The following is a 21,287-nucleotide window of genomic DNA, read 5'->3' as shown; positions in this document are numbered from 1 at the left end:
CTTATTTGTTTTATTTATTAACTGCTTTTGTTGAAAAGGTGGCAGTTGGAATAACGCCCCGGCTCTAGCTGACGTAGTTTGGTCGGCTTGCAGAAGCAAGCTTCGTGGGCTTTGCTGCAACGAGCCTGGAACCGACATCCTTGCGGAACATCAAGCAGGTTCAGCGGGTTTCCCGGGATCCCTGTCAGGCGGGTTTTCGGGCCGGTTAATGGAGGAAATGAGTTGCCCAGACCGTCAGTGTAGGGGTGATATGGGCTTTCCAGGATTTGCTTTGATGGTGCGACTTCGACCAGCTCACCGGAATACATGATGCCGATGCGGTCAGAGAACTCGACCATCAGTGACAAGTCATGGGTAATGAACAGGATTGAGAAGCCGAACTCTTCCTTCAGGGCATAGATTTTTTGCAGAATTTCACGCTGCACGACGACATCCAGTGCCGTGGTCGGCTCATCCATGATGATCATCTTCGGACTCAGTGCCAGGGCAATAGCAATAACCAGGCGTTGGCGCATACCACCGGAGAACTGGTGCGGGTAATCGCGCAATCGGCTTGGATGGATATCGACGATTTCCAACAGTCCCTCAGCCCGGCGAACAGCCTGGTCGCGGGTTAAGTTGGTATGGCGCATGATGACATCGCAGAACTGCTCTTCCATTGTCAGCACCGGATTAAGGGCATTCATCGCGCTCTGGAATACCATTGATATTTCACTCCAGCGGAAAGCGCACATTTGCGGCTCACTGAATTTGAGAATATCGCCATGGCCGTCGAAGATAACTTCGCCTCCGGTAATGAATGCAGGCGGCTTATGCAGGCGCATCAGCGAGAAGGCTACAGTTGACTTGCCGCAGCCGGACTCTCCGGCAAGGCCGAAGATTTCGCCCTTGCCGATATCAAAGCTGACGTTGTTTACTGCCCGTACATCACCGGCATCGGTAATGTAGTCGACGCACAGGTTGCGAATGGAGATTTGTGGGTTGTTCATTATTTCTTTCCCCCTTGAAGGGCTGGTTGTGGCTCAACAACCGCTTTGGTTTGCTGTTGGTTCTGTTTTGCCAGGTTTTTCCAACGGCGCATGCCTTTATGGGAACGTAGCTGCGGGTTGGCAATTTCATCGACGGCAAAGTTCAGTAGTGCAAGGCCGACGGCAATCAGAGTCAGAGCTATACATGGAGCAAGGAGTTCCCACCAGGCACCGACCAACATAGAAGATGAGGTTTGGACGTTGTACAGCATGACCCCCCAGCTGATGCTGTTCGGATCGCCGAGGCCAAGGAAGGACAGGGTTGCTTCGGTCATGATGGCAAGCATGACTGAGCCGATGAAGCTGGCACCCACAATGGAGATCAGGTTTGGTAGGATCTCGACCAGGATAATGCGCCATGATGATTCGCCCAGCACTTCAGCCGCTTTGACGAATTCTTTCTCACGTAGAGATAGGGTTTGTGCCCTGACGATTCTGGCGCCCCAGGCCCAGGAGGTCATACCGATTACGATGGCAATCGTGAGAGGCCCTGCCTGACCGATAAAGGCAGCAATAACAAACAATAACGGGAACTGGGGAATAACCAGCATGATGTTCATAGTAGCTGAGAGAATATTATCGACCCGCCCACCGAAATAACCGGCGGACACCCCGATGATTGTTGCCAGAAAACACACCATGAAACCGGCACCAAAACCAACAGCAAGTGATGTGCGGGCTCCATAGACAACCTGAGACCAGACATCACGCCCCATTCGGGTTGTTCCCAGCGTATGCTCCGCTTTTTTAGACATCAGCAGAGTGCGGCGGCTGTCAGCCAGGTTTTGGGCAATCCAGCCATCGGGGTTGTTCTGGGCTGATTTTGCCACCCAGGCCGGGTATTCGTGCGGGTTACCTGTTCTTTTGTCCGGGGCGTGCTCAGTCAGCAAGGGAGCAAACAGCGCACCGAAGAGAAAAGCTGCGATAATTATTAACCCGACAAGAGCTTTGGTATTGCCGCTGAGTAGTTTAATGAGTCCTTTCATTGTTATTTCCCTCCCTTACGTAGGCGAGGATCCAGTGCCACGATAAGGATGTCAGCCAAGAAGTTAAAAAACAGCATGAATAGAGTCATGATAAGAAGCTGACCCTGAAGTACCTGGTAGTCTCGGGCTCTGATGGCGTTGAGCAATACCGTGCCAAGACCGGGGTAGTTAAAAATCATCTCGATGATCAGCTGGCCACCGATAGCCATCCCTATAGCCATTGAAAGTGCGGTGACACTAGGCAGCATTGCGTTACGTGCTGCGTATTTGAATACCACCCGGTTTTCGCTCAGGCCTTTGCCTTTTGCCATGGTGATGTAGTCTTCGTTGAGCAGGTTGATCATGTTGTTTCGCATGTTGATCAGGAAACCGCCGATCTGGATGATGGTGGCACAGAACAGAGGCAATACTGCGTGGTAGAGTACGTCTTTGTAGAAGGCCCAGCTCGTCCAGTCCGGTATCGTGCCTGCGGTGTAGGCATAGGTTGATGGGAACCATTGGGTCCCGATGGCAAAGGTATATAGCACCAACATGGCAACAACTACCGGTGGAACTGCCTGGACAACCATCATTCCCGGAGAGATAAATGCGTCGTATTTGCTGCCGCGGTTCCAGGCGGCAAAGATACCCAGAATGGAGCCAATGCAGAACGCCAGGATAACTGCTGTACCTGCAAGGAACAGCGACCAGCCGACAGCGCCGCCCAACAGATCGTTAACGGTTTGCGGGAAGGTTTGGATTGAAATCCCCAGATCCCAGGCGAGGATACCTTTGAGGTAGATAAAATATTGTTCATAGATAGGGCCATCAACAAAGCCCAGCAGCTCTTTCATTGCAGCGATTCGCTCAGGCGTTACCTGTATCGCGGCATTGGCAAACATCATGGTGACCGGGTCGCCAGGCATTGCCCGGGGTATTATAAAGTTGATTGTTATTGCGACCAGGAGCGCAATAAGATAGAAACTCAAACGTCGTAGAAAAAATCCCATAACTCACACCTTAATCATCCAGTTAGTATTTCTGACCAGATTTAAGACACACCATCCCCTGACCTGTGGCCATAACTAAATAAATGGGGGGAGGGTAGAAGAGGCGGTGCGCAATGCGCGCACCGCAAGTTAAGTAATAATTACGCTTTAGGTTTTAGGTCAAGTACTTGTAGCAGGCGCTCTTGTGTGTTGGTGATAGGCATTGGACGGCCCTTCGGATTCTTCTCGTTCCACCAGCCAGAGAAGCGTGCGGTGTTGTATTGAGAAGTGTATGCACCAGACATGACAGGAATCGTTACTTGGTTCTCTGCGATGATCTTCTGGATTTCATGGGCGATTTCTAGCTGCTCATCACGGTCTGCAGTTTTGTAGAAACCAGCTAGTAGCTTTTCTAGCTCAGCATCTTTCCAGTAATGCAGGGCAAAGCGTGGCATGCCTTCGTTTGCCTGTAGGCGTGAGTGGTAAGAGCTATCCCAGTAAGTGTAAGGGTCAGCACCGTGGAAGTAGTTGGTGTAAGCGACATCGTAGGTTGCATCCAGGAATGCCTGGTTGTAGACCGAGAAGTCAGGAGTGCTTGCTTTGGCTTGGATACCAACTTCCTGCAGCATTTCAACACTTAGCTGTACTGTATTGTTGAAGTCTGTCCAGCCGTTTGGCGACTGAATTGTCAGGTTAATCTTCTTACCTGTCGGTGTTTCGACAAAACCGTCACCGTTAGTGTCCTTAAAGCCCGCTGCTTTTAGCATTGCTTTGGCTTTCTTGACGTTGTAGGTCATGTACGGTTTGTACTTGTTATAGACACTGTCGTCAGACCATGCTGCAAATGCCTTACCCAGACCGGATGCATAGTCATTGACTACGCCGCCGCCATAGAAGGCGATGTCGATGATTGTCTGACGGTCGATAGCCATAGAGAAGGCACGACGGAAGTCAATGTCATTGATGGCTTCGTTGTTACCTGCATTCGGCGTTTTGTAGTTCAGCATGAATGCCTGAGTACCACCCGCAGGGTACCAGTACTTGTTATGAGGGTTGGCAGCTGCATAGGTGCTGTCTACATCAGGAATGAAAGAGTATGTCCAGTCGAACTGGCCGCTCAAAACTTGGCCAAGGAACTGATCGTTACCTGCAACCTGAGGTAGTCGCAGACAATCGACATCCAGGTTTTTGTTATCCCAGTAATTCGGGTTGCGGCACTGGGTGTATAGCTGAGGTGTGAAGGTGTCGATTTCAGTGAACGGACCGGTACCGACAGGGTTTTCATTGGTGAAGCGTGTTGGATCTTTTACTTTGCTCCAGACGTGTTTGGCGACAACAGAAACTTCGGAGATTAGGTATGGAACATTGGAGTTTGCTTCGGTTAGCGAGAAGATGACTTTGTTGCCTGAAGCTTTTACTGATTTCAGACGAGCGTTGATACCTGTACGGTCAAGTTCAGGGTGCTTTTTAAGAAGTTCATAGGTGAATTCTACGTCTTTCGCTGTAAAAGGTTTGCCGTCAGACCACTTCACACCATTGCGAAGCTCGAAGGTGACTTTCACCAGGTCATCAGACATGTAGTAGTCTTTTGCCAGACGCATGACTGGCTCGTTACCTTTTAGCTCATTGAAGACAACCAGAGGTTCATAGATGAAGTCCTGAACTGTATCCAGCTGAGTTTGAAGGTATGGGTTAAAGTTACGTACAAATGTAGGGTAGAACTTAGGTACCATGGTTAGTTCTACTTGATCGGCAGCAGAGGCAATAGGTGCTGTCATCATGGTAGTTGCTGCAGCAATTACTGCGAGTGCTAACGTGGTTTTCTTTTTGGCAAGCATAGCTGTTCCTTACTCTTGCTTATAGTTTCACTTATGGAAATTGATACCCCGCAGGGGCTCTCTTGAACCTACTTCGATAGAGTGTATTAAGCGCTCTTATCGAATGGCCTTGTAGGCTCTAAGTGCCTCTAGGAAACTCCGGATTGACCAGATCGTCAATCTGACTGCCCGTCAAAATCGTTAAATTCTTCAGGCCTGCTGTCAAAACCGTTAATTTGCCGTGATTGGGAAAGTGCCTCATGTGCTTAATATCACATTTTCCAGGCTTGATTATATTGTGGTTGTTGGTGGTTGTTTGTGTGTAGCTTGTTGATTTAATTGATTTTGTTTTTAGTTTTGTTGGTGGGGAATGTAACAAATGAACATTGATTAAGTTAATTCCTAACGGAAAATTTTGCTCCTTTATTTGTTGTGATTGGCTTCTCATAAACTAAAGTTTTCTATCATAGAATGCCTAGGTTGGGGGTTTTATGCCGGATGTGTAGGGTTTTTGAGCAGGATTTTATCATTTAAAAGCGACTTTTTTGGCTGTTTTTAGCAGTGATTTTGCTTTTGAAAAAGTGGCTTTACCGCGTTATGTCATTGGGGTAGGAGCGGTTGATATAGGGGATTATAGGTGGTGTGGGGCGATACCAGAGCAAAGAGATCAGGTGAAGCAGACCTAGGTTCGATAGGTGGAAAAGATGGGAAGGGCTGTCTGATTGCGGAATACGGCGAGAAAAACAAAGCCCGCAGAATGCGGGCTTGATGTTTACTGGCTGACTAGGTGCTGGAGCTTGTCTTTCATCTTTTTGATGTTCTGGCGTTCCGGCGTGGGGGCACAGCAGCGCTCGAGAACAAAATCTATCGTGCTGAGCACCGTGCGCCAGCGTGGCGTTTTGGGGAGTGTCTCAAGATGCAGGTATTTGTCCAGAGTGCGGGTTTGCAGTGTGCTACGATCCAAATATACTCGCCATAGTCCACTTTCTTCTGCCAGCTCGAATTTGTTTTTTTGCGCAGAGGTTTCCCAGAGCTTCAGTGTTGCTTTCATAACATCGACTAATAATACCCGGAGCGAGTCAGTTTTATTTTGTACGCTGTTATCCAGTTTGTCCGCAAGGCGGGTAAATTCGCCGCCAAGTTCCCGTAATTGCTGCAGGTTTCCTTTGTCTCCATCGAAAGCAAAGCCTGAAAGAACATCTATCGCATTTTCAAGTACCTGAACCCGTTGCTGGGTGGCCGCGCCGCCATTGTCGAAAATAAACATTCGTTGCAGGCCTGAGCCCTCAGGCAGGTTGATCACATCGGTTTCCAGTGTTTTAAGCTCTTCACCGATGCGATAGATCAGGCTACCGTTGAAGTGACGACTGTTCGTGATATCGGCAGGCAGGTGGGTTGCGAGGATATCTTCTATATTGTGTCTTTCTATTACTTCTGGTGCGCGCTGGAATAGCTTTCCGGCGGCACTGTTGGCGTAACGGATACGACCATCCTCCTGAACACAAATTATCCCCTCGCTGGTTGACTCCAGCAGGCCAAGCAGTCTGCTCTGTGTTTCAAGCAGTCCAGCCTCGATACTTTCCCGATGCTTGATTTCCTGTTCCAGGGCCTGATTTTTCTGGCGCTGGACTTCAGTCTTCCCGGCTTGAATATGAGCTCTTATCCGGGCGGTCAGTTCTTCTTTGTTGAAAGGTTTGGTCAGGTAGTCATTGGCGCCGCATTCAAAGCCTCTGACCCTGTCTTGGACTTGCCCCAGAGCCGACAGCATGATGATTGGCAGCTCCAGTGGGCTATGTTGTTTACGTAGGTGCTGGCAAACCTCATAGCCGTTCATACCCGGCATCATAATATCTAGCAGGAGCAGGGCAGGCTGTTGGCTTTCGAGCTGTTCGAGTGCTTGCGGCCCACTTTCTGCCGTGATCACCCGGTAGCCTTCCAGCCGCAGGTAATTGGTCAGAACCTGAAGGTTAACCGGTTCATCATCTACAATCAGCAGGAGATCGCCATCCTGGTTTTCCGGCAGATCATTGATTTCGCAGTGGGCTGTATCAAGCGATGGCACCTGGAAATGGTTGCTTGGGATTGCCTGCTGGATATCGGCGATATCCTCTTCTGATGCCTGATTCAGGGTAAAGCTGAATGTGGTACCCACCATCGGCTGGCTGCTGACATACAGCCGCCCTCCCATGATTTCGATAAGCTGGCGGCTGATCGACAATCCGAGCCCGGCTCCCTGGCGGTAGTTACCATTGTTGGTATTGGCTTGGATCAGTGGTTCGAAAATATGTTCCAGTTGCTCTGGCGAGATCCCCTGTCCGGTATCGACAACCTGGATACGGATCTGGTTTTCGAGCTGGGTGGCTGACAGGATGATTTTCCCTTCCGAAGTGTATTTGATGGCATTGCCGACCAGATTATAGAGAATCTGTTCCAGTCGTTGCTCATCACCTAATACCAGAGGGAGATCATCCGGAATTTGGTTGATAATCCTGACCGGTTTACTTCCTAGCAGGTGGGTAGACAGCTCCAGAACTAACCGGATCGCAGAGGCGAGATCGACCGGTTGCTTGTTAATATCAAGATCGCCGTAGCGCATCTTATGATAATCGAGCAGGTCATCAACCAGATTAGTCAGTCGCTGGCCGCTGTTGATCATCATCTCGAGCTGGCGGCGCTGGCTGTGCTGGATAGGACCGTTGGCACCAGCCAGTAATGATTCGGCAATTCCCACCATGCCATGGAGTGGCGTGCGCAGTTCGTGCGAAGTAGTGGCGAGGAATTCATCCTTGAGCTTATCGGTGGTTTGCAGCTCTTCGTTTTGCTGTTGGATCACCTGAAGGCTCTGTTCCTGTTCATTGTTTTGCTCACGGATCAGAGTCATTTTTTCGCGCACTGAGCGTTGCATCCGGGCAAAACTGGTGGCTAGGCGGCCGATTTCATCACTGCGCTCGGTACTTTCTATTTTCTGATCCATATCGCCGGCGGAGACTCGTTCAGCCGCCCAGGTGAGCCGAAGTAGCGGGGCGGTGATGGAGTTCGACAGCCAGTGCGACGCGATGATCACCAACACAATCGCGGTCACCATCGCTATCACAAACAATTTTTCCAGCTGGCGGATCCGGGCGAAAGCCTCTTCTTCCGGCAACTCGATCACCAAAGCCCAGGCGTTACCCATTACATCGATTGGAGCAAAGGCGCTTAATACCGGGACTTGGTTGAAGTTGAGGAAGCTACCGACGCCATTATTTCCGGACAGAGCATTTTCAATACCCGGACTGGACAGGTTATCTGGCAGTGTTTGTGGGGTCGGCAGGCGCGATAGGTGGTCGTTGCCGATCAGAAGGGTATGCACGTAGGTATTGCTACTGCCGGCATCTGTCATGAATTTGCTGATGGCTTCATTACTTAGCTGGAAGAAAACATAGCTGTGGAGGTAGCCTTGCTGGATGATGGGGGCGGCAAACCAGGCTGTATAGTCTTTGCTTGTTGGATCAACGGAAAAATCGGTGAAGGCGACTGGGACATGCTCCGGTTCGATTTGCTGCTGCTCGGCTTTATTTTTGATTGCCGCAAAGGTTTGTCGCAATGCGGTAAACGGAGTGTCTTCGGCAAGCAGGTTATAGCTGAATTTATCAGGGCTGAAGGCGGAGTAGACGACATTCCCCTGAATATCGACCAGCAAGATATCGCTGAAATCAGACCGTTTAAGGTACTCGTCATAGGCCCAGTTATAGCGCTTGTACATCAGGCGATAGCGTTCGTGGCCGACATAGTTGCTATTGTTGCTGCCGTCGTGGGGCTTGGCAGTCAGCGTCTCGGTAAAGTAGCGGCTACGGTCTCGGCCTTGTGTCTGGTAGGAGATATCTCCCAGCTGGTGATAGGCTCCGACTAAGCCGTAGAAGCGGCCTCCGCTGGCATTGGCCAGTTCTGAGCGGGCAAAGCTCTGTACTTCGGATTTTCTGGCCGAAAAAAATGTATTGAGCTGTTTCTGCTTATTTTCCAGCAATGAAGCCAAGTGGTTAGTACTTTGCTCAGCAAGATCATTGGTATGGGAATTAAGAAAAAATAGGGCGGAAAGTGTCAGCGGTGTAATGCTGAGCACGAGAAAAGCCAGCATAAGGGTATGCTGGAGGCGTTTGAAACGGGTGGTATTCTGCATTCCTGTGCCTGAAATTAACCAATTTAAAACGGGGTGTGATGTCATCGCCTAGCCTGATCATGGTTGTTGAATCCGAACGGTTGACCAGCGTGGCTTTTGACGTTTTTAGCGAATAGTTACCGATGCTCTGGAGCATCAAGGAATCCAGTTATACTGAGTTTTTTTTTGTGTTCAAGTAAGTGTGTCGGGAAGCGTGTGGCGAGACACATTATTGACGAGATTAACAAAGGACTGGGCTGAAAATGTCCCTATTTGAGGCGTTATCGTCTGGTTTGGGAATAGGGCTGAGCGTTAGCTCAGCCCGTTTGGCTTATTTTTTTGCAGCGTAAATATTGAATTTATTAGTACTGGCAGCCATTTCGCAGCTACCTAAGCTGGCCTCAATCAGAGGCGGGTAACGTAGGAAGCTATTGGCAACAATGATCAGTTGTCCTTCAGGCTTCAGGTAGCTTGGAGCCTGGGCGATGAAATCTTCTGTTGCTGCGTAGAATGTCTTAAGGCCAGCATGGAATGGCGGGTTGCTGATCAGGTAGTTATAAGGGCCTTCCAGCGCGGTGTAGACATTGGTCGCCGTAAATGTCGCTTCCAGGTTGTTGGCCTTGAAGGTTTCACGGGCCGATTCAATCGCCAGCGCACTGATATCACACAGTTCAAGGGTGATATCGGGATTTTTGGTTTTCATTACTGCGCCGATAACGCCTGCGCCACAACCAAAGTCGAGCACCCGGCCATGCAGGGCCGGCAGGGTTTTGAGCAGCAATTCAGAGCCTTTGTCGAATTCACCATGGCTAAAGACGCCCGGCAGAGATCGGATAGTCAGCTCAGTGCCAGCGACCTCAATTGGGTAGCTACGGAACCAGCTGTTAATGTCAAAGGCCGGAGCCTGATGGTCACAGCGTCCCCAGTAGAAGCTGCAGCGGCGTGCTGAGTCATATTTGGTGAGTGGGCCATAGGCCTGAAACATTTTTTCTGCACTGCGGACACCACTGCGGTTTTCACCGACGATACACACTTCGGTTTGCGGGCCGAATTTGGCCAGCAGCATGGCAAGCAGGTATTCCGCTTCGGCTTTCGCTTTCGGCCAATACAGCAAGATCATGTCGATATCGGCATCGGCGGTTAGCTCGGCACCGAAGTAAGACTGGATCTGGCTGTGGCGGCTCATGCTGCGGTGATAGCCATAATTGGTGGTAAATACTGCCACTGACTGAGCGACCTGGGCTAGCTCTAGTGGATATGAATCAGAGAGCTCGCCGACGACAAGGACTTTGCGGTTTTCAAAAAACTCAAGCTGGCGGGCAATAACCTGGCTTGCGGCAGTATAAGACATAAGGGCCTCAGATTTGCTTTACATGGAGTAAGGGCGCGAATTGTTCCACAAATTGCCGGGTATGAAAAGGTGAACAAAGCCGCGCAGGGCGGCTTTGCTGGAATGGTTGAGCGCGGTTAATGCTGATCCTGCTGATCCAAAAAGTCCTTGAATTCGACTTCGTAGAGTTTGAACAGCACCAAGGTGACAGCAAAGATGATTGGGCCGTAAATCATCCCAATCAGGCCGAATAGATGCAGCCCGCCGAGGATTGAGAAGAAAATGAGTAGGGTATTCATGCCTGAGTTGCCTTGCATGAGTAATGGGCGGAGGATGTTGTCGATAGAGCCGACCACGATTAGGCCCCAGCCAACCAGAAACAGAGCCCATTCCCATTGATGGCTTAATAGCAGGTAAATTGAAGCCGGTAGCCAAATCAGTGCGGTTCCGACTACCGGGATGAATGAAGCAAAGGCCATCATTGAGCCCCAGAATAGTCCGGGGAAACCGGCCAGCCACATTGCAAAACCACCAGCTACACCTTGTGCCAGCGCGGTCAGGAATGATCCCAGTACGGCAGATTTAGCAACTTGTTCGACTTCTGTCAGCAGGGCATCTTCCTGGCTGCGAGAGAGCGGGACGACATGGCGCAGTGCGGAGACCATTTTTTTGTGGTCTCGCAGCAGAAAGAACAGCACAAACAACATTAGCAGGAAGCTGATCACGAAGTTGGTCGCATCACCTAGGATCTTGGCGCTGACATTGAGCAACTGTGAGCCAAATTTGGAGGCCGCCGTGGCAATTTTCTGAACGACAACCTGGGCATCCATGGGTTCGAAAGGTGAATACTTGTCTATCAGGGCAAGGGCCTTGACGGCGTATGGGTGTGACAAGACTTCCTTGACCCCGCCGGAGGTCAGCCAGTCATAGCTATCTTTCGAGAATGTCGTACCTTGATGGACAATCGAACTGAAGACGACCAGTACCGGTATTACGATCATAAAGGTCAGCAAGAGGCAGGAAAGTAAGGCGGCCGTATTAGGCTGGCGCGGGATCTTGCTTTCAACCTTGGCGTGGAGCGGGTAGTAAAGCAGCGAAATAATAAAGGCCATGACAATCGGGCCGAGATATGGCTCGATCAGGCGGTAGCTGGCGTAAGCGGCCAGCGCCAAGGCCGCAATCAGCATCCAATGGCGTGATCCGGCTTGAAATGTTTTGGGCACTGTTTTTATCCTTGCTGTTTGTGAACTCTTAACGAGGGTTATAATTGCATCCACTTGCTTAAGTAGCAATCTTTTAGAAATCAATTGTTTTTAATGAGGTTCACATCAAGATGGGATGTTGTGATTGCGGTTGCGATTCTAAGAAAAAGCGTCGGGTTCCTATGGCTGTTTGGGTACTGCTGGCTTTAGCGGCGTTTGCGGTTTACTTCTGGCAGTGATGAAGAGAGTCGCTGTGGGGGGAGTAACTTCCAAAAGTCTGTAATGAAAGATAAAAAAAAGCCACTCAATGAGTGGCGTTTGTGTTTTTTGCTGTGCAAATATCGATTAAGCCTTGGCTTCTTCAGCCAGCGTTGCAAACGCAAATTCAGCGGCTTCCAGCGTGGCTTTAATCTCTTTATCGCCATGAGCCAGAGAGGTAAAGCAGGCTTCATAAGCTGATGGAGCCAGGTAAACACGTTTTTGTAGCATCAGGTTGAAGAAACGCTTGAAGCGCTCAACGTCGCACTTTGCTACGTCGCCGTAGCAGGTTACGCTTTCCTGATCGGTAAAGAAGAAACCGAACATTGCGCCAACCTGATTGGTTTTCAGCGGAATACCGTATTTTTCAGCCAGAGCCTGGAAACCTTCTGCCAGACGCTTAGTGGTATTAGCCAGGCGTTTTTCGTTGCCTTCCTCAGTCAGAACGCTCAGGCAGGCATGCCCTGCGGCCATTGCTACCGGGTTACCTGATAGTGTACCTGCCTGGTAAACTGGGCCAGTAGGAGCAACGTATTCCATCACTTCACGACGACCACCGAAAGCACCAACAGGCATACCGCCACCGATCACTTTACCAAGTGTGGTCAGGTCTGGTTTGATATTGTAGTAACCCTGCGCGCCACCTTCCGATACTCGGAAACCTGTCATTACTTCGTCCAGGATCAGTAGGGCTCCAAACTCGTCACAGATCTCACGCAGACCTTCCAGGAAGCCTGGTACCGGTGGAATGCAGTTCATGTTACCGGCGACTGGCTCGACGATAATGCAGGAGATTTCTTCCGGATGTTTAGCAAAGGCATCGCGAACTGACTCAAGGTCGTTGTAGGTGCAAGTCAGTGTGTGCTTGGCAAAGTCTTCTGGAACACCCGGAGAGCTTGGTTGGCCAAGGGTCAGGGCTCCGGAACCGGCCTTCACCAATAGGCAGTCTGCGTGGCCGTGGTAGCAGCCTTCGAACTTGATGATCTTGTCGCGGCTTGTATAACCACGGGCAAGGCGGATCGCACTCATGGTGGCTTCAGTGCCTGAGCTTACCATACGAACCATTTCCATCGATGGTACCAGCTTGGAAACGAGCTCCGCCATGGTAACTTCCATTTCGGTTGGGGCACCGAAACTCAGGCCTCGCTGGGCAGCTTCGATAACTGCATCGCGAATAGCAACGTGGTTGTGACCTAGAATCATAGGACCCCAAGAGCCGACATAATCGATATACGCTTTACCATCAGCATCAAAGATGTATGCGCCGTCAGCACGCTCGATAAAGAGTGGGCTGCCGCCAACACCGGCAAATGCGCGGACCGGTGAGTTAACACCGCCAGGAATCGTCTCTTGTGCTTTAGCAAATAAATCGGCTGATTTGCTCATTGTGTTGTCCTATTTTCAAATAATGTCTGATTTGAACTGCCTCGCATTGTACCTAAAATTCCAGGAACTTGGCGAGCGAATTGACAGAATGTGCTCCTTGTAGATTATCAAGTGGCTGAGCACTGATGGAAAGCTAGTTTGCAACATTGGCTATGTAAAAATATCCCGCTCTCAGTTAATCTAATGCCAGACGAACTTCGTCCTTCCTACCGCCCTTCCCGGGGCATTCCAAGTACAGATACGGTTTTGTAATGACTGATAACACCCAAGGCACACCTGCGCCTGAACGTCTGCAACCTAGCGGGCTGGTTAGGCGTTTTCTTTCTCGTGATAAAACACCGGTATCGGTGTTGTTTCTTTCTGCGCTGGTTGGCCTGATGGCTGGCCTGGTGTCGACTCTATTTGAAATTGCAGTTCATTGGGTTTCGGAGCAACGTACAGACTGGTTGCGTGATGTGTTCAGCAGTGTACTGCCATTGTGGCTGGCTGCTTTTCTGATTAGTGCGTTACTGGCCTGTATCGGTTATTACCTTGTTCATCGTTTTGCTCCTGATGCTGCGGGATCCGGGATCCCGGAGATTGAAGGGGCGATGGATGATATTCGCCCGGTTCGCTGGTGGCGGGTATTACCTGTGAAGTTTATCGGGGGCCTGGGGGCTTTGGGCTCAGGTATGGTGCTGGGCCGGGAAGGTCCTTCGGTTCAGATGGGGGGGAATATCGGCCGTATGGTGTCAGATATCTTCCGTCTCAAGGACAAGGAAGCCAGGCATGCCTTGCTAGCATCTGGGGCTGCAGGTGGCCTGGCTGCGGCATTTAATGCTCCGCTGGCCGGGATTATGTTTGTGGTCGAAGAAATGCGACCGCAGTTTCGCTATAGCCTGATATCTATTAAGTGCGTCCTGATTTCTGCCATTTTGGCTGACATTGTTTTCCGTACTATCCAGGGACAGCATGCGGTGATCACCATGCCTCAGTATGAAGCACCGGTGCTTAAGTCGCTGTGGTTGTTCCTGTTGTTGGGAATGTTTTTTGGTGTCTTCGGCGTGATTTTCAATCGTCTGGTTACCATGGCGCAGGATTTATTTGGCCGTATTCATCGTAATAACCGTCGTCGCTATGTGTTGACCGGTACGTTGCTGGGCGGTTGCTTTGGCTTATTGTTACTTTATCTGCCTGAGTTGACCGGTGGTGGTATTGCACTGATCCCGAGTGCAACGAACGGGGAATACAGTATCAGCCTGTTGTTGATTTTATTCCTGGCTCGGGTTGCGACGACTTTGCTGTGTTTCGGTTCCGGTGCGCCGGGCGGGATCTTTGCCCCTATGCTGGCCCTTGGCACCTTATTCGGAACTTTCTTCGGTGCTGTTGCCCAGCTGTTTTTCCCTGATTTGGGGATTGAGCCGGGGATGTTTGCGATTGCCGGAATGGGAGCTCTGTTTGCGGCTACAGTAAGGGCACCGATCACCGGTATCCTGCTGGTTATTGAGATGACGAACAATTATCAGCTGATCCTTCCGCTGATTATTACGACTCTAGGAGCAACAATGTTAGCTCAGGTACTGGGCGGACAACCAATTTACTCTCAGCTCTTGCGTCGTACGATGGAAAAGGAAAAAATAGCGCAAAGAAAACAGTCTGAAGTGGTCAATACTTGAACAACTTACTCAGGTATTAGATAATCAGCCTAATTACTGCAAGTGTTTTGAGAGGTTTTTTAATGAGCGATGCCAATGTACCGCTGAATTTTTCTGATGTGGCCGCGAATAAAGTAAAATCGCTAATCGCCGAGGAAGAAAACCCAAATCTGAAGCTGCGTGTTTATATCACCGGTGGTGGTTGTAGTGGTTTCCAGTATGGTTTTACCTTTGATGAGAAAGTGAATGAAGGCGATACAACCATCGAAAACAGTGGTGTAACACTGGTTGTTGACCCAATGAGCCTGCAGTACCTGATTGGCGGTACCGTTGATTACACCGAAGGTCTGGAAGGTTCACGCTTTTTCGTGAATAACCCGAATGCGACAACAACTTGTGGTTGCGGTGCTTCATTCAGTGTGTAAATTCTGACTGGGTTTTTAACCCTGTCGAAAGACAAAATAAAAGCCGTCGTTTATCAACGACGGCTTTTTTGTTGGAGCGGGTTCCGTTTAACTGCGGTTAATCAGTAACGGGCTATTGTCGGCAATCAGTCCGCTAAATTGCGATAACTGGCTCAGGCGCTCGCTGGCATACTGCTTGAATTTAGTTTTTTCGGCTCCTTTGAGCGATTTGGCTTGCGGCAGTTTTACGGTCCGTGGGTTCTTGTGAACACCGTTTACCAGAAATTCATAGTGTAGGTGCGGGCCTGTAACTCGACCTGTGCCACCCAGAGTTCCGACAGTTTGACCCTGTTTGACTCTTTCCCCGGTTTTGACTTTACGCTTGGTCATGTGCAGATATTTAGTGATATAGGTGGAGCTATGACGGATAAAGACATAGTTACCGTTGAATTTGTTGTAGCTTGATTTCATGACGATGCCGTCACCCGCCGCCCAGATAGGGGTGCCGACAGGGGCTACATAATCCGTACCGCGGTGAGCTCTAACGCGTCCAGTTACCGGGTGCAAACGGCGAGGGTTGAAGTTGGAGCTGACATAGCGGAAGTTGATTGGTGAGCGCAGGAAGGCTTTGCGCATCGCACGTCCTTCTTGGTCGTAATATTTACCGCTTTTGCTGCGAACGGCAGTAAAGGTTTCTCCCAGGTTTGTGAAGGTGGCGGCGATAATATTCCCGCGGCCAATCGGCTCACCTTCGACAAAACGTTCTTCAAACAGTACTGAGAAGCTGTCTCCTTCACGAATATCCAAGGCAAAGTCGATATCCCAACCAAAAATACCGGCAATTTCCATGATCTGGTTAGCGGTCAGACCGGCTTTGTCTGCGGCATTCCAGAAACTGGATGTAATCACTGCCTGAGCAAAATTAAGCTGGGTATCTACCTTTTTGGTTTCCTTGCGGGAGTGGTAGCTATCGCCGGTACGGGTGATCACCAGGGTTTCGGTGGCACTTTGTGGCTGGATCAGCTGGATGAGCTCGTTGTTCTGGTCGAAGCCAAACTTGAGGATATCGCCAGGACGAAGGCTGGTCAGGCTCTTGGTGCCTTTATCGGCATTGACCAAGCGGTAGAGCGTACCAGGTGAGAGGCCTACCTCGTCAAAGACAACGGCCAGGCTTTCACCGGATTTAACGGTGTGCTCTTTCCATTTCAGCCGTGCGTATTCGAGCTTCTCGTCTTTCTCAAGTGGCCTGAGCTGGTGGTCGTCGAGATTTAGATCGAGCGGATAGGGTTTTCCTATTTCAAACTTGCGTTCCGGATGAGTTTGTTTGTCATCTGAACCCTGAATAATGAGCAGGAGCACCACAAAGGCACTGATTAGTGATATGAGTATTTGGTGCACCCGTGGCAACCGAACAAGTTTCGATACTAGCATTAACTGGATTTTTTTCACAAAAGGGAAAAATAAGACAGCGCTTAGTCTAACTGGTTTCAAAAAACATCGCTATTCAAGTAAGATGTTCGATTATTACTTTTTTGCCAATTCTGTGGGAGAGAACAAGAATGGCCAGCATTGAACAAGCGTTAGCTGAAATTAAGCGTGGCGTCGATGAGCTGATTCCAGAAGAAGAGCTGATTGCCAAGCTGAAAGAAAATCGTCCTTTGCGTATTAAACTGGGTGCAGATCCAACGGCTCCAGATATCCACCTAGGTCACACGGTGATCTTGAATAAACTGCGCACTTTCCAAAAGCTTGGCCACGAAGTCACTTTCCTTATTGGTGATTTTACCGCTATGGTCGGTGATCCGACTGGTAAAAACACCACTCGTCCGCCGCTGACTCGTGAGCAAGTACTGGAAAATGCGAAGTCTTACACCGATCAGGTGTTTAAGATTCTGGATCCTGAGAAGACCAAGATTGTATTTAACTCTAGCTGGCTGTCTGAGCTGGGTGCTGAAGGCATGATCCGCCTGGCAGCAAACCAGACGGTTGCTCGTATGCTAGAACGTGACGACTTCAAGAAGCGCTATAACGAAGGTCGCCCTATTGCGATCCACGAATTTATGTACCCACTGCTTCAGGGTTATGACTCAGTTGCAATGGAAACGGATGTTGAGCTGGGTGGTACTGATCAGAAGTTCAACTTGCTAATGGGTCGTGAGCTGCAAAAATCCAATGGTCAGAAGCCTCAGGTTGTCCTGACGATGCCGTTGCTTGTTGGTTTGGATGGCGTGAAGAAGATGTCCAAGTCAGCGCATAACTACATTGGTATCTCTGATATACCAAGCGAAATGTTCGGTAAGATCATGTCAATCTCTGATGATCTGATGTGGAATTACTACGAGCTACTGTCTTTTCGTCCTCTGGAAGAAATTGACCAGTTCAAAGAAGATATGGCGAATGGTAAGAACCCTCGTGATATCAAGATCCTGCTGGCGAAAGAAATCATCGCTCGTTTCCACTCTGAAGCTGATGCCGATGCTGCTGAGCAAGAGTTCATTAACCGTTTCCAGAAAGGTGCAATGCCGGAAGAAATGCCTGAGTTCGAATTCGAAGCGGGTATTGCAATTGGTAACTTGCTGAAAGACGCTGGCCTGGTTAATTCGACATCAGACGCGATGCGTATGATCCGTCAGGGCGCGGCGAAGATTGATGGTAACAAGATTGAAGATACCAAGCTTGTTCCTGCTGCTGGTACTGCTATTTACCAGGTAGGTAAACGTAAGTTTGCACGTGTTACGTTGAATTAATTCAGCAAAACAGTGTTGAAAAAGGCGCCTTGAGCGCCTTTTTTTATATCTTTACTTGATGCGGAACCAACGGCTCCGTTCTGATTTAGTTCATTGCCTCGGGGCAAAGGTCGGAAGCGAGAGGTGCCAGCGAATGGCAGCCAGACGGATAGTTAGGGTCGAGATGATACCCGCCAGCGTAGCCACGGCTGAATCAACATGGATTATCAGGGCTCCCGTATGGATGATTCCGCCAAGGATACAGGCGGTGGCATAGACTTCAGTTCGCAACACCATCGGGATCTCTCGGGCCAGGACATCCCGGATCACCCCGCCGCCGCAGCCTGTCATGACCCCCATGATCACCGCAACCATTGGTGAGGCTCCGAAACGGAGTGCTTTTTCTACCCCGATCGCAACAAATACGGCTAAACCGATGGCATCGGCAACCGGAAGAATGTACCAGGGAATTTGCCTGGGACGGCGGATAGCCAGCATCGATATCAAACAGGTGGCAAAAATCATCCACAGGTAGTTAGTGTCTGTGATCCAGAATACCGGGGTGGCCCCTAAGGCCATATCTCGGATCGTCCCGCCCCCGATGGCCGTAACACTGGCCAAGACAACGACGCCAAATGGGTCCATGCGAAGACGGCCCGCCAACAACACACCTGATGCGGCAAACACTGCGGTGCCAAACATATCGAGAAAATAGATAAGCATGTTTGTACCTGTAAGCTCAGAGAAAGAAGATTTAGCTGAGATTGTACGACGAATAACAATAGGTACAACTTGCTACGGTTACTTTGTGAGCATATTCACAATGATTGTTGACACGCTGTTAAAGAGTGTTTTGTCTAACTATATCAAAGTAGTTACATACCTGTTTCACCGCTTTGATGGTGCGAGGAGTCGGGCGGTTGAGCCAATCGGCCTGCAGGGAGAAGATATGCTGGTTATCGATGGCTGGTAGTTTACCCTGCCATTTTTGCCAGGTGCCGGTTTCAGTGCCCGCATGTGGGGTGCTGAAAATGACCTCCGGCTGGCGAACAATGACTTGTTCTTCGGATATTTGCGGGTAGGCCGCTGGGCTGTCGGCAAAAATATTTCTGCCGCCGCAAAGGGTGAACACCTGACTCGGCCAGCTTTTATTGCTCACAGTAATGATCGGTGAGGAGCTGAGCTGGTAGAAATAACTGACCGGACGTTGGTTGCGGTGCCGGATTTGCAGGGCTTTCAGTGTGGCACGGAACTCGTTGGCATTACGCTTGGCAATTTCTGGTTGGGCGGAATAGCTTCCCAGTTCCTCGATAGCATCGGCAATATCTCCCAGCGCAACCGGGTTGGAATAATAGATAGTAAAGCCAAGTTGTTCTAGTTTGGTCATTTCTCGTGGCGGATTGCCACCTTTCCAGGCCAGGATTAGATCGGGCTTCAGGGTGACAATCCGTTCTAATTTGATCCCACGGAAGTTGGCAACTCGCTCGAGGGACTTGGCAGCCTCCGGGTAGTCACTGTAGTCGCTGGCAGCGATTAGCTGGTTACCAAGCCCTGCAGCATAGGCCAGCTCTGTCGTGTGTGGTGAGAGGCTGATCACCCGCTGGGTTTGAGGGGCAGCAACGGATAATGATGAAAAAAGCAGCAGACCCAATTGCAGGTAGCGATAGCTCCGACGCACTTAGAAAGCTCCTTGGAAAATAAGAATAAGCGCGGTTTGGATTACCAGCCAGCCGAGCAGGCGGTGAGTGACGACTTTTTCTATTTGCGCCAAGTGCAGAGCCGCCGGGGCAATTTTCCCACCGAGGCGGGGGCGTTCCATTTTTTGCTGGTCATAGATCGCAGGACCACCGAGAGAAAGGGATAACTTGTGGCCAGCTGCCGCCAGCAACCACCCTGGCCCGGGTAGTACCCAGCTTTCCCCCTGACGGGCAATTCCCTGCAGGGCCGTTTTGCTGTTGTGACCGATACAGATCAGCAGGGCAAAGATACGAAGTGGAATAAGATCGAGGATAGCCAGAATGCGTACGGCAGGCAGGCCGAATGCGTTATAGCGTTGCCGGCTTGGTGACCAGGCTCTGGCCAATCCGACAGCTAAGCGGTACATCAGGGCTCCGATCCCTCCGGCGAGGGCATACCAAAATAGTACGCCCGCTACCAGCCTGCCATAGGCTAGTAGTTGGGTTTCTGCTGCGGCTTTTCCTAACCCCAGTAGAGATAGGTTTCGGGTATCTCGGTTAAGCAGGCCCTCCAGAAGTTGTCGGCAATAAGCTTTGTCTTCTCGGTTTAAGGCTCGGATAAAGCGTTTGCTTAGTTTGGCGGTGTTGCGCCATTCCAGCGCGAGCCATAACAGGATGAGCTGGAAGATACTGTCTATCCACACTAGTTGGGAAAGGGCGATAAGCAGAACCAGGACGGTCAGCCACATCAGTGACCAGGCAAGCCCGCCGGAGAGCTGCCGCTGTCGATGGGTATCGTCCGGTTTATTGACCTTATCGGCGACCAGGATTGCCAGTTGTTGCCAGAATTGTAATGGGTGGAGTTGGGCCGGTATTGGCAAAAGCCATTGCATGACTAACGCTCCCCACATGACCAGCAGGGAGCTGTTGTCGAGCAGAAACGCCAGGGTCTCTGTCATTACTGGTTCAGCAGCTCAACCATTTTAGCCACCATAAATGAAGAGCTTTTCGCTGCAAGAGGCAGGAACTCTTCAAAGCTCATTGGTGACTCTTTGTCGGCAACGTCAGAGATTGCGCGAACAACAACAAATGGTACCTCGAACTGGTGGCAAGCTTGAGCGATTGCTGCTGCTTCCATTTCAACGGCGACTACAGACGGGAAGTTCTCACGGATGAAGTTTTGTTTTGCTTCAGTACAAACAAAAGCATCACCGGTGCAGATCAGGCCGCGTACGGCATGCATGCTGTCCATGCCTTCCAGGGCTTTTTCTGCTGTATCCATCAGTTTAGTATCAGAGATAAAGGCTGCTGGCTGCTGGGCCATCTGACCGATTTCGTAGCCAAATGCGGTTACGTCAGCATCGTGGTAGCGTACTTCGGTTGAGATCACGACATCGCCGACATTAAGGCTTGCGTCAAAGCCGCCAGCAGAGCCTGTGTTCAGAACCAAGTCAGGCTGGAATACTTCAAGTAGTACCGCAGTACCTACGGCTGCAGCCACTTTACCAATACCTGATTGCAGTAAGATAACATTAGCACCATTAAGCTTACCGGTGTAGAACGTACAACCCGCTTTGCGGTGAGTTTCGCTGTTAGTCAGTTGCTCTTTCAGGATGGCAACTTCTTGCTCCATCGCGCCAATAATGCCGATTTTCATCAATCTGTTCTCTTGTCTGTGAATCAAGGCTCCCGAGCGGGAGCAAATGTGGGAGGAATTGTAGCATGAAGAAATTA

Annotated in this window: 16 protein-coding genes; 3 read left to right on the top strand and 13 right to left on the bottom strand. The window is 50.2% G+C overall.

Translation table 11 applies throughout. From position 1 onward, the window contains the following. Nucleotides 1-17: 17 nt before the first annotated feature. From Q0852_RS14240 to hemL, 8 genes are all read right to left on the bottom strand, one after another. Nucleotides 18-989 carry an ABC transporter ATP-binding protein gene (locus tag Q0852_RS14240; RefSeq protein ID WP_299019014.1) on the bottom strand — a complete coding sequence of 324 codons (972 nt, stop codon included), beginning with the start codon at nt 987-989 and terminating at the stop codon, nt 18-20. Further along, nucleotides 989-2,014, bottom strand: a complete 1,026-nt coding sequence (locus Q0852_RS14235; RefSeq protein ID WP_299019012.1) for an ABC transporter permease — start codon at nt 2,012-2,014, stop codon at nt 989-991. The genes Q0852_RS14240 and Q0852_RS14235 overlap by 1 nt, the downstream gene beginning before the upstream one ends. A gap of 2 nt (nt 2,015-2,016) precedes the next feature. After that, nucleotides 2,017-3,003, bottom strand: a complete 987-nt coding sequence (locus Q0852_RS14230) for an ABC transporter permease (RefSeq protein ID WP_299019010.1) — start codon at nt 3,001-3,003, stop codon at nt 2,017-2,019. Between the two features lie 140 nt (nt 3,004-3,143). Beyond that, complete coding sequence (locus Q0852_RS14225; protein ID WP_299019008.1) at nt 3,144-4,820, bottom strand: ABC transporter substrate-binding protein; 1,677 nt, start codon at nt 4,818-4,820, stop codon at nt 3,144-3,146. Between the two features lie 751 nt (nt 4,821-5,571). Then, the gene (locus Q0852_RS14220) at nt 5,572-8,958 is read right to left on the bottom strand and encodes a response regulator (RefSeq protein ID WP_299019007.1); all 3,387 of its coding nucleotides are present in this window, start codon (nt 8,956-8,958) and stop codon (nt 5,572-5,574) included. A gap of 310 nt (nt 8,959-9,268) precedes the next feature. Further along, a complete protein-coding gene (gene rsmC / locus Q0852_RS14215) occupies nt 9,269-10,288 on the bottom strand; it encodes a 16S rRNA (guanine(1207)-N(2))-methyltransferase RsmC (RefSeq protein WP_299019005.1) in 1,020 nt (339 codons plus the stop codon). A gap of 116 nt (nt 10,289-10,404) precedes the next feature. Then, a complete protein-coding gene (locus Q0852_RS14210) occupies nt 10,405-11,454 on the bottom strand; it encodes an AI-2E family transporter (protein ID WP_299019036.1) in 1,050 nt (349 codons plus the stop codon). Between the two features lie 360 nt (nt 11,455-11,814). Continuing rightward, nucleotides 11,815-13,113, bottom strand: a complete 1,299-nt coding sequence (hemL, locus tag Q0852_RS14205) for a glutamate-1-semialdehyde 2,1-aminomutase (protein WP_299019003.1) — start codon at nt 13,111-13,113, stop codon at nt 11,815-11,817. A gap of 251 nt (nt 13,114-13,364) precedes the next feature. On the opposite strand from hemL, the gene clcA reads away from it, so the two are divergent. Both clcA and erpA read left to right on the top strand, forming a co-directional pair. Continuing rightward, nucleotides 13,365-14,768: a H(+)/Cl(-) exchange transporter ClcA gene (clcA, locus tag Q0852_RS14200; RefSeq protein ID WP_299019001.1), complete on the top strand. Its 1,404-nt coding sequence runs from the start codon at nt 13,365-13,367 to the stop codon at nt 14,766-14,768. A gap of 62 nt (nt 14,769-14,830) precedes the next feature. Continuing rightward, complete coding sequence (erpA, locus tag Q0852_RS14195) at nt 14,831-15,172, top strand: iron-sulfur cluster insertion protein ErpA (RefSeq protein ID WP_299018999.1); 342 nt, start codon at nt 14,831-14,833, stop codon at nt 15,170-15,172. Between the two features lie 87 nt (nt 15,173-15,259). Here erpA and Q0852_RS14190 read toward each other — a convergent pair whose 3' ends face one another. Next, complete coding sequence (locus Q0852_RS14190) at nt 15,260-16,582, bottom strand: peptidoglycan DD-metalloendopeptidase family protein (RefSeq protein ID WP_299018997.1); 1,323 nt, start codon at nt 16,580-16,582, stop codon at nt 15,260-15,262. 128 nt (nt 16,583-16,710) lie between these two features. On the opposite strand from Q0852_RS14190, the gene tyrS reads away from it, so the two are divergent. Next, nucleotides 16,711-17,898, top strand: coding sequence for a tyrosine--tRNA ligase (tyrS, locus tag Q0852_RS14185; RefSeq protein WP_299018995.1), 1,188 nt, complete (start codon nt 16,711-16,713; stop codon nt 17,896-17,898). 90 nt (nt 17,899-17,988) lie between these two features. Here the strand turns inward: tyrS and Q0852_RS14180 are convergent, their stop codons facing one another. From Q0852_RS14180 to mtnN, 4 genes are all read right to left on the bottom strand, one after another. Next, a complete protein-coding gene (locus Q0852_RS14180) occupies nt 17,989-18,600 on the bottom strand; it encodes a TRIC cation channel family protein (protein ID WP_299018993.1) in 612 nt (203 codons plus the stop codon). Nucleotides 18,601-18,718: 118 nt separating this feature from the next. After that, nucleotides 18,719-19,555, bottom strand: a complete 837-nt coding sequence (gene btuF / locus Q0852_RS14175) for a vitamin B12 ABC transporter substrate-binding protein BtuF (RefSeq protein ID WP_299018991.1) — start codon at nt 19,553-19,555, stop codon at nt 18,719-18,721. After that, nucleotides 19,556-20,512, bottom strand: coding sequence for a cobalamin biosynthesis family protein (locus Q0852_RS14170; protein ID WP_299018989.1), 957 nt, complete (start codon nt 20,510-20,512; stop codon nt 19,556-19,558). Then, on the bottom strand, nt 20,512-21,210 hold the full coding sequence (gene mtnN / locus Q0852_RS14165) for a 5'-methylthioadenosine/S-adenosylhomocysteine nucleosidase (RefSeq protein ID WP_299018987.1): 699 nt from the start codon (nt 21,208-21,210) through the stop codon (nt 20,512-20,514). Before mtnN ends, Q0852_RS14170 begins: the two co-directional genes overlap by 1 nt. Nucleotides 21,211-21,287: the final 77 nt, after the last annotated feature.

This window comes from uncultured Photobacterium sp. (genome assembly GCF_947502415.1).
Taxonomy (GTDB): domain Bacteria; phylum Pseudomonadota; class Gammaproteobacteria; order Enterobacterales; family Vibrionaceae; genus Photobacterium.
This window is presented reverse-complemented; position numbering and strand designations above follow the sequence as displayed.

Excerpts from the sequence above, each read along its gene's own strand:
- Q0852_RS14240 (WP_299019014.1), bottom strand. The coding sequence starts at position 989 with ATGAACAACCCACAAATCTCCATTCGCAACCTGTGCGTCGACTACATT.
- Q0852_RS14235 (WP_299019012.1), bottom strand. The coding sequence starts at position 2,014 with ATGAAAGGACTCATTAAACTACTCAGCGGCAATACCAAAGCTCTTGTC.
- Q0852_RS14230 (WP_299019010.1), bottom strand. The coding sequence starts at position 3,003 with ATGGGATTTTTTCTACGACGTTTGAGTTTCTATCTTATTGCGCTCCTG.
- Q0852_RS14225 (WP_299019008.1), bottom strand. The coding sequence starts at position 4,820 with ATGCTTGCCAAAAAGAAAACCACGTTAGCACTCGCAGTAATTGCTGCA.
- Q0852_RS14220 (WP_299019007.1), bottom strand. The coding sequence starts at position 8,958 with ATGCAGAATACCACCCGTTTCAAACGCCTCCAGCATACCCTTATGCTG.
- rsmC (WP_299019005.1), bottom strand. The coding sequence starts at position 10,288 with ATGTCTTATACTGCCGCAAGCCAGGTTATTGCCCGCCAGCTTGAGTTT.
- Q0852_RS14210 (WP_299019036.1), bottom strand. The coding sequence starts at position 11,454 with ATGCTGATTGCGGCCTTGGCGCTGGCCGCTTACGCCAGCTACCGCCTG.
- hemL (WP_299019003.1), bottom strand. The coding sequence starts at position 13,113 with ATGAGCAAATCAGCCGATTTATTTGCTAAAGCACAAGAGACGATTCCT.
- clcA (WP_299019001.1), top strand. The coding sequence starts at position 13,365 with ATGACTGATAACACCCAAGGCACACCTGCGCCTGAACGTCTGCAACCT.
- erpA (WP_299018999.1), top strand. The coding sequence starts at position 14,831 with ATGAGCGATGCCAATGTACCGCTGAATTTTTCTGATGTGGCCGCGAAT.
- Q0852_RS14190 (WP_299018997.1), bottom strand. The coding sequence starts at position 16,582 with ATGCTAGTATCGAAACTTGTTCGGTTGCCACGGGTGCACCAAATACTC.
- tyrS (WP_299018995.1), top strand. The coding sequence starts at position 16,711 with ATGGCCAGCATTGAACAAGCGTTAGCTGAAATTAAGCGTGGCGTCGAT.
- Q0852_RS14180 (WP_299018993.1), bottom strand. The coding sequence starts at position 18,600 with ATGCTTATCTATTTTCTCGATATGTTTGGCACCGCAGTGTTTGCCGCA.
- Q0852_RS14170 (WP_299018989.1), bottom strand. The coding sequence starts at position 20,512 with ATGACAGAGACCCTGGCGTTTCTGCTCGACAACAGCTCCCTGCTGGTC.
- mtnN (WP_299018987.1), bottom strand. The coding sequence starts at position 21,210 with ATGAAAATCGGCATTATTGGCGCGATGGAGCAAGAAGTTGCCATCCTG.